7 protein-coding genes are annotated in these 12,906 nt (G+C 63.9%); 2 read left to right on the forward strand and 5 right to left on the reverse strand.

Features of this window, described 5'->3' with window-relative positions:
* Positions 1-242: 242 nt before the first annotated feature.
* From KF708_15105 to KF708_15125, 5 genes are all read right to left on the reverse strand, one after another.
* Complete coding sequence (locus KF708_15105) at positions 243-410, reverse strand: hypothetical protein (protein ID MBX3414017.1); 168 nt, start codon at positions 408-410, stop codon at positions 243-245.
* A complete protein-coding gene (locus tag KF708_15110; GenBank protein MBX3414018.1) occupies positions 394-1,818 on the reverse strand; it encodes a hypothetical protein in 1,425 nt (474 codons plus the stop codon). Before KF708_15110 ends, KF708_15105 begins: the two co-directional genes overlap by 17 nt.
* Before the next feature lie 214 nt (positions 1,819-2,032).
* On the reverse strand, positions 2,033-4,984 hold the full coding sequence (locus tag KF708_15115) for a DNA translocase FtsK (protein MBX3414019.1): 2,952 nt from the start codon (positions 4,982-4,984) through the stop codon (positions 2,033-2,035).
* A gap of 566 nt (positions 4,985-5,550) precedes the next feature.
* Positions 5,551-6,432, reverse strand: a complete 882-nt coding sequence (gene truB, locus KF708_15120; protein MBX3414020.1) for a tRNA pseudouridine(55) synthase TruB — start codon at positions 6,430-6,432, stop codon at positions 5,551-5,553.
* A 27-nt stretch (positions 6,433-6,459) separates the two neighbouring features.
* The gene (locus KF708_15125) at positions 6,460-7,986 is read right to left on the reverse strand and encodes an MmgE/PrpD family protein (protein MBX3414021.1); all 1,527 of its coding nucleotides are present in this window, start codon (positions 7,984-7,986) and stop codon (positions 6,460-6,462) included.
* A 221-nt stretch (positions 7,987-8,207) separates the two neighbouring features.
* On the opposite strand from KF708_15125, the gene KF708_15130 reads away from it, so the two are divergent.
* Together KF708_15130 and KF708_15135 are read left to right on the forward strand one after the other, a co-directional pair.
* Complete coding sequence (locus tag KF708_15130; protein MBX3414022.1) at positions 8,208-10,100, forward strand: protein kinase; 1,893 nt, start codon at positions 8,208-8,210, stop codon at positions 10,098-10,100.
* 341 nt (positions 10,101-10,441) lie between these two features.
* Positions 10,442-12,814 carry a DUF1549 domain-containing protein gene (locus KF708_15135; GenBank protein MBX3414023.1) on the forward strand — a complete coding sequence of 791 codons (2,373 nt, stop codon included), beginning with the start codon at positions 10,442-10,444 and terminating at the stop codon, positions 12,812-12,814.
* Positions 12,815-12,906 lie beyond the last annotated feature (92 nt).

The following is a 12,906-nucleotide window of genomic DNA, read 5'->3' on the forward strand; positions in this document are numbered from 1 at the left end:
TGAAGTTTGGATGATGACTCGACGCGGTAACTGGTTGTGCCGTTATTCGGCGAGATCAGCGACAAGACAAATCACAAAGCAGCAAGCAGGATATGATCGGCCAAACTGGCGCTCGATGCAAGTCGGACGATTCAAGCCGAACAACTCGTTACCAGGTCGTTCCCCCATTGTAGTGAAATGAGATGCAACAACTTGGAACAAAGCAAGCGGTCCTGACAACCGATTTCTGCAACGAGGCGTATTCACGGCGCGAAGCTCGAGCGGGCGCGGACTCGCCACTCGCCCGCCGATTTCTCCAGGATGTACAGCGACTGATAATCGGCGATCTTCGATCCGTCGCGGCGCAGGCGGCGGAACTCGGTGGCGAATTTCGTCTGGCGTGCAAGAGTCGCTTCATACCACGGCAGCATCCGGCACGCGAACTGCCGTGGCGGCGGTCGCTTGGAGCTGCTGCACCGTGGCCGCCAGCAATTGGCTGGCCGCCTCGGGAGTGAAGTGGCGGCGGTCGTAGTTCTGTACTAGCGTGAGACGACCACCGTAGAAGAGGCAAGTCAGGCTCGTGGCCACATGCGGGCGGACAGGCGGCGCCGAAGCGACTCCTTCCAGCAGCAGGCCGCCAGCCCGTAGCTTTCCATCGACCCACGGCAGCTTTGCATGGAACAGCACGCGCCCCATATTGCTGAGCACGCTGGTGGCGTAGCAACGGTTGGCACGCGTGAGGAAGTTCAGCCCGCCGGGAATGCGCTCTAAAAACGTGATGCAGCGGATGAAGGCCAGCGCGAAGCGGAAGTACTGCAGGAAACGCATTTCCCAGACGATGCTGCGAAGCAGTAGCGCCGGGTTGCGGTACATGCGGTACCAGCGGTCGATGTTTACCATGGCCACGATATTGGCGGCCGGCATCGTGGAGTCGGCTGGCAGGCGCAAATTCATCGGCACCATCACCCGCAGCAGAGCTCCCTCGGTTTCTGGCGCCAGGCGCGCGTTCCAGTCGTGCATGGCGACGAACAAATCGCGCATCAGCAGATCATTCATCGTGGCGTGCGCGGCGCGCGCCACATCGCGAAGTTGGTTCGACTCTTCGACGTCGAAGGTGTGTGCCGGGTAGTCAAGCAACGGTGGGCTGTCGCCTGGGGTTTCCGTCGGCTCTTCAGGGGCAACCAGCGGCTGTGGCCTGATGATCAGAAAGAGAATCAATCCTGCGACCGCTCCCCAAATTTCCTGCGGCAGTCGCCACACGAGCCGCCACCACGTCAGGCCGAAGTTCGTTCGCCCGCGCAGCCGTTCTGGCCTGGTGTCGTGAAAGCCGGACTCGCAGTCGTCGGGACACGTCGCCAAGTGATAGGCGCAAAGTACGTCTTCGACCACGGCATAGGCGCCGATTCCATCGCAGCACGAATGATGGAACTGAAATCGCATCTCGGTGTGCCCGTCGCCACTACGGATCCAGATGCGCAGTCCCGTGTTGGTCCGCAGGTCGATCCGTTCCGTGCCCGGGAAGTGAAGCGGCGTTGTCGCGTCGCCGTAATCGACGTACGGGCGGGGATCGTGCGCCGCGATCCAATTGAGCTGGCCCTGTTCGTCGTGCGCGAGATTGGCGCACAAGAGCGGATGACGCCGCACGCCACGGTCGATGGCGCCATCCAACACCTTGCGGTCCACCAGGCCCGAAAACCGCAGGCGAATGGTAAACGTCATCGGATGACTGGCGCGGTCATCCGTGAGCATGTAGCGCTCGAAGGCAGTCGTCGGCAACGGCAAGACCGAGGCGACGTGGGTGAGAGGCGCAGGATCAGCGGCAACCGCGACCGCACTCATCGCTGTTCCTCTCATGTCGAAGGCACGGGGTGCGTGAAACACGCTCGACGCGTCAACGTCGCGGTTCATCATCAATCGCGGCGAGGCGCATTACAAGCATAAGCGCGAAAGAATGGCACAAGAATCGCGATACGATCAGACCCGTAGAACCAACACGTGGAGCGAGGGGAGCTATGATGCTCGTCGTGGCATCGGGCGAGATGGAGCCGCTGATTTACGCCCGGCGGCGGAAATGGGGCCGGGGTGGTCGTTTATTCGCCCGGTCGAGGCCGCCCCCCTCCTCGGTGTTTTCTGCTTCTGCCTCGTCGTACCATTCGTCAGGTTCTTCCTGATCCCAGTCCTCGTCCGCGGCAGTCTCCTCGTCCGACTCTTCTTCGTCCTCTTCGACTTCGTCCTCGTCGCCTTCTTCTTCTTCTTCTTCTTCTTCTTCAAGCTCGTCCGACTCGGCTTCTTCCTCGTCAACGTCGAAAGGGGGCTCCACGAGCGTTTCGTCCGCTTCGTCGGTCTCCCGCTCTTCGACGATTTCCTCCTCGGCTTCGAGCGATTCTTCCTCGTCGATCTCGCTGTCGTACTCCTCGCTCGGCGCCAGCACCACGCGGCCGCGCCGTTTGGTCGTGGTGGTGGTCGCGCTGGCCGACATGCTGCCGCTCGAATCGCCACCACTCGTGCGGGGAGGCGCATCGCCGGAACGGGGGACGGACGGGAGGAGCTTGGGGATCGGCTTCGTGGGGGGCGTGGCGGCGCGCGCAGGACCAGGACTTGCTCCGGCCGCGGCGCCATCGCCACCGCACATGGCGGCCCACTGCTCGAGTGTGATGAGCACTTCGCGCGCCTGCGACCCGTTGTAATCGCCGACGATCCCGTCTTCGGCCATGAAGTCGACGAGCCGCGCGGCGCGGCCGTAACCGATGCCCAGCGAGCGCTGCAACAGCGAGACGCTGCCCCGCCCTTCGCGGATGATAATATCGACCGCTGCTTCGTACATGTCGTCGCGATGGGGGCGAACGCCGCTGCCGGCTTCTGTCTGTTCGGCGTCTTTGCTCGGCAGATGGACCAACTCGTGTACGAACTGCGGTTCGGCGGTGCCGACGAAGTCGACGACTCGATTGATCTCGTCGTCGCCGACGTAGGCCCCCTGGCCGCGCAAGAGCGTGCTCGTGCCGGGCCACAAGAAGAGCATGTCGCCGTTGCCCAGCAGCTTGTCCGCGCCCATCTCGTCGAGCACCACGCGGCTGTCCGTGCGGCTGGCCACCTGGAAGGCAATGCGCGCGGGCAGGTTCGACTTGATGAGGCCCGTGATGACGTCCACGGTGGGCTTTTGCGTGGCGAGCACCAGGTGGATACCGACCGCGCGGCTCTTCTGCGCGAGGCGAATAATGTGCGCCTCGACTTCTTTTGCCGCCGTCATCATGAGGTCGGCCATTTCGTCGGCCACGATCACGATGTAGGGCAGATGCGTGGGGATCTCGGCCTTCTGTTCCTCGGTCTCGGGGCGCAGACGCTCGTAGATCTCGTCGCGGCCCAACTGGTTGTAATTGCTGATGTGGCGCACGCCGGCCCGCGCAAGCAGCGCATAGCGCTCTTCCATCTTGTCGACGGCCCAGGCCAGGATCGCCTCGGCCTTCTTCATGTCGGTGACTACCGGGTGCATCAGGTGGGGCAACCGCATGTAGGAGCTCAGTTCCACCATCTTGGGATCGATGAGCAGCATGCGCACGTCTTCGGGACGCCGCATCATCACCATCGACATGATGATCGAGTTCAAGCAGACGCTCTTGCCCGTGCCCGTGCGGCCGGCGATGAGCAAGTGGGGCAGCGTCGCCAGATCGACCACCATGGCCTTGCCCGACACGTCCTTGCCCAGGTAGAGCGGGATGCGCATCTTGGCGGCCTTGCCGTTCGCCTCTTCCATTACCTCGCGCAGGCGCACGATCTGGCGCTCGTTGTTCGGCACTTCGATGCCGACGGTGTTCTTGCCTGGAATCGGCGCCACGACGCGCACGCTGGGCACGCGCAGGGCGATTGCCAGATCGTCGGCCAGGCTGGTGATCTTGCTGAGGCGCAGGCCCGACTCCAGTTCCACCTCGAACTGGGCGATCACCGGTCCCGTCTCGATCTCGACGACCTTGACCTGGAAGCCGAAGCTGGCAAAGGCCTTTTCCAGAATCTTGGCCTTGCGGCGGACTTCTTTCTCCTGCTCTTCGTACGAAAACTCTTCCGATTCGAGCAGCAGATCGAGCGAGGGGAGTTCGTAGTCGAATTCCTCGTCGCGGCGACTGGCCGCCTCGAGTTCCTCGATCACGGTCTCGCGCTCGTTCTTTTTCGGTCCGCGAATGCGCAGAGCGTCGGCCAGACGGTTCTTCAGGCCGCCGGTAGCGGCTTCTTCTTCGGTCTCTTCTTCCTCCTCGGCGTCGTCCTGGGCGGCCGTTGCGACGGGCACATGGGCAGCTTCTTCCTCCTCGTCCTCGCGGACCTCCTGCTGCTTGCCGCGGATGCGCACGGTCATTTCTTCGACGCTCTCGTCTTCTTCGTCGACGTCGTCATCCTCATAACGCTTTATGGCGACATTCGGTCCGCCACGGGTCGTGAGCACGCGTCCTACCTTGGCGAGACCGCGTCCCACCTGCTGGGCCGGCTTACCCAACACCCAGCCCGAGATGCGCAGCAGCACGTAGTCGGTACACAGCAGCAACCCACCGAGGGTCACGCTGGTCATCAGGATATACGCTCCCACCGTGGCGACGTGCAGTTCGAGCACGCCGCGCCCCGTCGCGCCCAGGTAGCCTCCCGCGCCGATCACCGGACCGGGCGAGAATCCCTCGAGGGCCATGGCGGCCAGCGTGGACAACCCCACCAGCGAAAGAAACCAGCCAATGGTGCGCAAGACCGGCTCGGTCACCTGGCCACGAGCCAGCAGGGTCGCATCGGCCACGGCCAGCGACAGTACCAAGTAGTAGGCGCCCAGCCCGAACAGACTGAAGAGCGCATGCGCGACATAGGCGCCCACGTGTCCGCAGGCGTTCGTGGCCGAGGTGTGCGGCGGATGGACCAGCGCCGACGGCGGATCGGCGGGATCGTAGGTCAACAGCGCCAGCGCCAGAAAGATGGTCAGCGCCAGCAGCGCGAGCGCAAACAGGTCGACTTGACGACTGCGTTCTTGAGGCATTGCGCGTCTAAATGGTCTGCGTCGTGTTCGCCCGTTCGTCGGGATAGCGCGGGCGATGAATCACGCGTGGTCGGCACATCATGTGCGGCAACGCATGCTCGATCGGCTACCTGACGTCCAAGCAGAACGGCCAAAGGCGAAGCCAGGGGCGCGTCCATGCCCGTCTCGCTCGATCCGTTGTGCTCCTTGCGTAGGGTCGCACGCGACCGTTCGCAGCAGGGAATCCGACCCCACCGCGCCGGCGCCTCGCCCGATCGAAGTGCGTCATGGCAACGTCGATCGTGGTGCGCCGCTACGGCCGCGCAGTCTTTCCATGTTTCGGTCGGCGATCGAACACTTCACCAGCAGAGCGTCCGGGCCTGGGCGCGGATTGCCTCGTGGGCACGAGGCGGAAGAAAGGCGTGATGCGGAAAATCGGCAGGATGCTGTTGCGAAAACTTCTCCTGTCGGAAGTCTAGCACTGACAAGTGCCTGGCGAAGGTTTTGACGGCCGAAGAACAGAGGTCCTGCTCGACGCGTCGATCCCTCTGTAACGACGGGGCAGGTTGTAGCGGCACCCGCGCGATTCAAGTCGTGGGGTGAAAGGCCCGGTCGGCTCGTAAATGTCGCGGATCAATGCGCCGCAAAACCGCTACCAATCGTCCCGATCGATCGAGCGCCGCTAGCTCCGACGTCTCCTTCACCAGGCAGGGGCGTGCGATCTCGCGCCCGGCGAGGACGAGTGCCACCTCGTGATCTTCGAGCACGATGCGCCCCAACCCCGCCAGTCCCTCGGCGGGGGGCGCCATTCGCTCGACGAGCGTGCGCTCGTCGAGTTCCTCGAGTCGCATGGCCCGCTCGAGCGTAAAGTTTCCCACCGCCGTGCGCACGAGCGCCGACATCACCGCCGCCGTGCCGAGCGACTCGGCCAGATCGCGTCCCACGGCGCGCACGTAGGTACCGCCGCTACATTCGAGCGCGAGCTTCAGCCGGGGATACTCGTACTCGACGATCTCGAGTTTATAAATGGTGATCGGTCGCGGGGCCAACTCCACCGGTTTGCCGCGCCGCGCCAGTTCATAGGCTCGCTTCCCCTCGAGCTTCAAGGCCGAAAAAATCGGCGGGCGTTGCTCGATCGTGCCGATGAATCGCGCCGCCGCCTGCTGCAAGGACTCCAGGCCTGGCACCGGCGGCGCGGCGAGCTCTTCGACTTCCGATTCGATATCGTCCGACTCGCTGCGCCGCCCGAGCAGAAACGTGCCCACATATCGCTTGGGCATCCGCTGCACGTACTCGACCAGCCGCGTAGCATGCCCGACGCCAACGACGAGCACGCCCGTCGCGATCGGATCGAGCGTGCCGGCGTGCCCCACCTTGGCCGGCTTGACGAGCCGTTTCACCCGATCGACCGCACGGCGCGAGCTCAGCCCCTCCGGCTTGTCGATGTTCAAGAAGCCGAAGTACTCCACGCAAGCTTCCCCTTCGTCGGCACGGTGCTAGAAGCCGGCGCGCTTCAAGATCGAGAAGTCGAACAGTTCGGCGATCTCGCCGGCCGACTTCTTCGCCAGGTTCGTGAAGCGGGCATACAGGGCATCGACGTCCTCGACTCCCAGCCCCGCCAACAGGCGGAACTTGTGCTCGAGCAGGCGGTCGAGATTGCCGCTCGTGTTCCGGGCGTGCCCCTCGGGATACATCACTAACCCGCTCGAGACATTGCCCAGATCGGCGTGATCGACGTCGATGGTCGTCGGAATGCCGTCCGGATAGCGGTCGTCGTATTCCTGGCCGCCGTGGCGGAATTCGATCTTGGCCATGATCTCGCGCGTCAGCGGGTGGAACAGCGCGGCTTCGTTGTAGTCGGCCGGTTCGAGCATCAATTCCGTCCAGCCCGCGCGCTTCGATTCGTACGCCTTGCGCAGCAGCGTGGCAATGATGTAGACCATCGAGTGATCGGCGCTCTGGCGGGTGCGCGGGTCGCGCTTGGCCGGGTCGCCGATGATGCCGAACGCCGGCTGATAGGTCGTGATACGAATGCCGCGCAGGCGGTCCTTGTCGGCAAAGATCTTGGGGTTCTCGGTCAGCAGATCGATCAGCCCCTGGAGGGCGCCGGCCGATTGGTGCTCGTACAGCCCTAGCTTGAAGTGCATGCCCATGATGGCGAAGTCGTCGCCGCTCGCCCCCAGGATTAAATCGAACGGGGCGGTGTACGGTTCCGTGGGCTTTTCAAACAGGCAGAAGATCGCCTCGGGGTTGCGGAAGATGTCGGCGGGCCCCTGGAAGCCGCGCATCGCGCGCCGCATGCTGACGATCGCCATTTCGGTGCTGATCGCGGCCGAGGCCCCCTTCGAGTCCGAGAGTTGCTTGCCGGCGCGGATGGCGCGAAATGGAATATAGTGCGCCACGACCTGGCCGATCGCCGATTCGATCTGGGGGGCGGTCGCGCCAAGCACGGCGCCATAGGTGGCGGCCGAGGCGATCGCGCCATGCACGACGTGATCGATCTTGTAGTTCTTCAGGGCGAAAACTTCCGCCAGACGTCCACGAATCTCGTCGAGCAGGATCATCGCGCGGAGCGTCTGTTGGCCGTCGAGCCCAGCAAGCTGCGCCGCCGCCACCGCCACGGGATAGAAGTCGTTGTGCCCGAACTCGCCACGCGTGTGACCTCGCTGGGGGTTATAGCCGAAGTTCGTGCCGTTCGAGTCCCATTCGCGCGCCGCCGAACTGTTGGCCAGCACCGCTTTCTCGGGCATCACGCGATCGCGCGAGCCCAACAGTGGCACACCTTGTTTGGCATCGGTGGGCAGGTACTCGAGCGCTTCGCGCCGCAGCACCACGGGGGCGTTCGTGCCACAGGCCAGGGCCGAGACCGCACAGGCGATGCTGTCGAGGTGGAAACGCTCGACCATGCGGTAGACCGACTCGTCCGGATCCCCAAGTCGGCCGCTCATGAAGTCGAGCGCGTACTGACCGAGTCCCAGGGCCTGGTTTTCGTGGCGAGCAAGGGTGACGTATTGAGCGGTCATCGGTGATGGTTTCCCGGCGTCGGTGCTGGGTGAAAAGACAAGGGGCGGGGTGCGCCGTGAAAGCCAAAGATTATCAATCCCGAACGCCTTTGCGACAAGGACCCCGCTGGGCGAGAGAATCGCTCGCCGGGCTGCCCGTTTGGTCGAATTCGTGGTTAGAATCGGAAGTTTGCGAGCGGCCACTACCTTTGGGCCGCGCCTGCGGCCAAGTGAGCCCTGTCGTGACGATGCGATTCGAAAAACTGGGACCGTACCGCATTGGCCGGCAATTGGGGCGTGGCGGCATGGGGGCGGTCTATGCGGCCATCGACGAAGAATCGGGGCAGGCCGCGGCAGTCAAGGTTCTTTCGGCCATCCTGGCGCAGGATGAAGGATTTCGTGCCCGCTTCGAAAGCGAGATCGAAACGCTGCGCAAATTGCGCCATCCGAACATCGTGCGACTGATCGGCTTCGGCGAAAACGAAGGGCAACTCTTTTACGCGATGGAACTGGTCGACGGGACGAGTCTCGAAGATCAAATCCGGGCCGGCAAACGCTTCGATTGGCGGACGGTTACGGCCGTCGGCGCCGACGTGGCCAAGGCCCTGCGCCATGCGCACGATCGAGGCGTGGTGCATCGCGATATCAAGCCCGCCAACATCCTGCGCACGGCCGACGGTACGACGAAGCTTTCCGACTTCGGCATCGCGCGCCTGTTTGGCAGCACGCGCTTGACCGCGGTCGGGGGGGTGATTGGTACGGCCGAGTACATGGCTCCCGAGCAGGCCGATGGCCGACCCGTGACGCCACGCTCGGATCTCTACAGCCTGGGGGGCGTGCTCTATGCGTTGCTCGCCGGCCGGCCGCCTTTCGAGGCTCGCACGTTGCCCGAGATGCTGCAATTGCAGCGTTTTGCACAACCCGAACCGGTCAGTCGCTTCGCCCCCGACGTGCCAAAGGAACTCGAGCAGATCGTCCAGGAGTTGCTGGCCAAAGAACCCGAGACGCGGATCGCCAACGCGGCCATTCTCGCGCGGCGGCTCGAGGCCACGGCGCTCGGGCTCGCAAAGCGCGAAGAGGCGGGAAAGACCATTGCCCCCTCGGCCGAAATGGCCGACGAGGCGAGTGATTTCGACGTCGCCACGGCGGTCTCGACGGCCAAGCCGGCGCCGGTGGAGTTGCCCGAGACGCTTGCGGCCACCGAAGTGGCGCCCGCCACCGAGCAGCCGGAGATCTTTGCCACGCAGGCCCCGGAGCCTGCGCGTCCGCGGCCTTCACAACTCGCCGCGACATCGGCGGCCGCCACGAAAGATGTCGAGGCGTTTTCGCTGGCGCCCGCCGTCGAGTTGACGCCCGGCGCCGCGGGGCTGACCGAGGCCCGGCCCGCGAGCAAGACGCATGCCGTCAGTCGCTTCACGGCAGTGGCGGAGAACGAAGTCGAGGAGTCGCAGCGAGAGGAAGATGAACCCAGTGCGCTCATCTCGGCGCAGACCTGGGTGTTGGTGGCAGCCCTCGTCATGTTGGCCGTGGGCATCTGGTATTTCCTGCAGCCCCCCTCGGCCGATTCGCTCTATCTGCGTATTTCGGAGGCCGCCAATGATGGTGGTCCCGACTCGCTGCTCGATGTCGAGGACGAGGTGCGCGAGTTCTTGAATCTCTACTCGCACGATCCCCGCGCGGTAGAGCTGCGCGACTATCAGACTCAAATCAATCTGCAACAGGCCGAACGCAAGCTCGACCGACGCGCGCGCAGCGGCAATCGCAACGAGACCCTTTCGCCGATCGAATTGGCCTATATCGATGCCATTCGTATCGCGCCGGCCGATCCTCAGAAGGCGATCGTCAAGCTCGAGGCGCTCATCGCCGTCTACAGCGACCAGAACGCCGACAACGAAACGGTTCGCCAATGCCTCGAACTGGCCAAGCGGCAGCTTGCGCGTCTCAAGGGACAGGCCGAATTAGGGACGGCGGAACAGATCGCTTCGATCCGCGAACGCCTGGCGCATGCCCAGGAAGTGAACGAGTCGAACCCCCAACTCTCCCGGGCGATCTGCCAGGGCATTGTCGATCTCTACGGCGATAAGCCCTGGGCCACAAGCCTGGTGGCCCAGGCGAGGAGTGCGTTGGGGGAGTAGGGGTCAGTGGTCAGTGGTCAGTGGTCAGGGGGGCTGCAATGGCGGGCTAAATTCGTGGCAACTGCGCCGTGGTCCTGCTATAACTAAACCTTGTGATCGGCGGGACTTGGGCAGTGGCTCGTGTCGCCGATTGTTGCCCCCCGCCGGCGACCTGTCTCGCATCGATGCGCCCGTCGGAAGCACCCGCGCTCGACCCGCCACCCACGACCCCGAGCTTGGAACCAAGCATGGCGACGCTCTCGCTGCCCAGAACCTTCGTTCGATCCTTCCTCGTCCCTTTGGTTCTGCTGGCTCTCCTTCGGACGGTTGCCGCGCCACGACACGTAATGGCGGATGGACCGGTGGCAGACACCGCGGCGATTCGCTTGCTGCCTGCCGAGATCGGGCTCACCGGTCCTGAGGCCCGCCAACGACTGCTCGTCCAACGTATTGAGGGGGGACTCGACGCCGGACAGATTACCGAAGGGGTCGAGTTCGAGTCGAGCAATCCGACGGTCGTGGTGATCGAGGATGGATCTGCTGTGCCGGTGGGCAATGGCGAGGCCACGATCACGGCCAGGTTCGGCGAGCAGATCGCCACCGCGCTGGTGCGCGTCGCGGCGATGGATCTCCCCTTCACCTGGAGCTTTCGCAATCACGTCGAGTCGGTGTTGTCGAAGGCGGGCTGCAACAGCGGGGCTTGCCACGGGGCACAAGCCGGCAAGAAGGGCTTCAAGATCTCGCTGCGCGGCTACGACCCCGAGGGAGATTTTCAAGTCCTCACGCGCCAGGCCCGCGGACGAAGAATCATTCCTTCCGATCCCGCTCGCAGCTTGATCCTGACGAAGCCGAGCGGCGCGATCCCGCACGGGGGAGGATTCCGCTACGACACCACTTCGCTCGAGTACCGCGTCATTGCCGAATGGATCGCCGCGGGCACGCCAGCGCCCGAGGCGACCGATCCGCGGCTCGAGCGGCTCGAGATTCTCCCCCCCACGACCGTGCTTCGTCCGCAAGCGACGCAGCAATTAGTCGTGCTGGCGCACTTCGACGACGGTCACGTCGAAGATGTCACGCGTTGGGTGAAGTTCACTTCGACCGATCAGACGGTGGCGGAAGTCGACGAAGAGGGACTCGTGCGCGTCATGGGGCATGGCGAGGGGGCCGTGACGGCCTGGTACCTGAGCCAGGTCGTCGCCGCGACGATTACGGTGCCCTATGCGCAGACCGCGAACGACGAGATCTTTGCCCAGGCCCCGCTCCACAACTTTATCGATGAGCTGGTGCTGGCAAAGCTGCGCAGCCTGCGACTTCCGCCGTCGCCGCCGGCGGACGATGCCACGTTCATCCGCCGCGCGTACCTCGACACGATCGGCGTGCTCCCCACGGTGGAAGAGACGCGCCGCTTCGTCGCTGATCGCTCGGCGGACAAACGCGAGCGTCTGATCGATCTGCTGCTCGAGCGTCCCGAGTTTGTCGATTACTGGACCTACAAGTGGTGCGATCTACTGCTCGTGAACTCCGAGAAGCTGCCCGCGCCGGCGATGTGGTCGTACTATAACTGGATTCGCAACCAGGTGGCGGCCAATACTCCCTGGGACAAGCTCGTCGCGGCGCTCCTCACGTCGAGCGGCAGCACGCTGGAGAACGGCGCCACGAACTTCTTCGTCTTGCACGAAGATCCGCTCGAGCTGGCCGAAAACACGTCGCTCGCCTTCCTGGGGCTCTCCATCGGCTGCGCACGCTGCCACAACCATCCGCTCGAGAAGTGGACGAACGACCAATACTTCGGCATGGCGAATCTCTTCTCGCGCGTGCGGCGCAAGACCGGTACCGCTGCCGGCCAGCAGTTCGTGTTTGCCGCCGCCACGGGGGAGTTGATTCAACCGCTGCGCGGCAAGCCGCAACCTCCCCGGCCCCTCGACGGGGAAGCGATTCCCTTCGAACGGACGACGGATCGTCGCGACGTCGTCGCCGATTGGGTTACTTCGCCCGGAAATCCCTATTTCGCCCGTGCCATTACGAACCGCGTTTGGGCGAACTTCCTCGGCCGCGGGCTGGTCGAGAACGTCGACGATCTGCGGCTGACCAACCCCGCCAGCAATGCGGAGTTGCACGAGGCCTTGGCCGACTATCTCGTCGAGCACCAGTTCGATCTCAAGGCCCTGATGCGCGAGATACTCCGCTCGGCCACCTATCAACGCGCGAGCGAACCAACATCCGGGAACGAAGCCGACACGAAGCATTACGCCCATTACTATCCACGCCGCATGATGGCCGAAGTGATGATCGATGCCTTCAGTCAGGTCACGGGCGCTCCGACCGAGTTTCCCGGCTATCCCGCGGGCTGGCGGGCGCTGCAGCTTCCCGACTCGAGCGTCGACTCGTACTTCTTGAAGACGTTCGGCCGTCCCGAGCGCGTCATTACCTGCGAGTGCGAACGAGTGGCCGACCCGAGCATGGTGCAGGTGCTGCACATGTCGAACGGCGATGCCATCAATCGCAAGCTTGTTGTGGCGAAGAATCGTATCGGCGAGCTGATCGAATCGGGGGCAGGCGATCCGGCGATCGTGGAAGATCTCTACCTGTCGGCCTTGTCGCGTATGCCGGCGCCGGAAGAACGACAGCAGATTATCGACCTGCTCGCCGCCACGCCCGCCGAAGAGCGTCGCGCGGCGATCGAGGATCTCTACTGGGGGATCCTCAGCAGCAAAGAGTTCTTGTTCAATCACTAAGGCCAGGAAGCTGCGGCTCTTGTCATGATATCTTGCTCGGTTGCCACTCCCCTGCCCCGCGGTTCGCGACGGGCCCGCGCCCGCCGGGCCGG

This window comes from Pirellulales bacterium, assembly GCA_019636335.1.
Lineage (GTDB): Bacteria > Planctomycetota > Planctomycetia > Pirellulales > JAEUIK01 > JAHBXR01.

Excerpts from the sequence above, each read along its gene's own strand:
- KF708_15110 (MBX3414018.1), bottom strand. The coding sequence starts at position 1,818 with ATGAGTGCGGTCGCGGTTGCCGCTGATCCTGCGCCTCTCACCCACGTC.
- KF708_15105 (MBX3414017.1), bottom strand. The coding sequence starts at position 410 with ATGCTGCCGTGGTATGAAGCGACTCTTGCACGCCAGACGAAATTCGCC.
- KF708_15115 (MBX3414019.1), bottom strand. The coding sequence starts at position 4,984 with ATGCCTCAAGAACGCAGTCGTCAAGTCGACCTGTTTGCGCTCGCGCTG.
- KF708_15125 (MBX3414021.1), bottom strand. The coding sequence starts at position 7,986 with ATGACCGCTCAATACGTCACCCTTGCTCGCCACGAAAACCAGGCCCTG.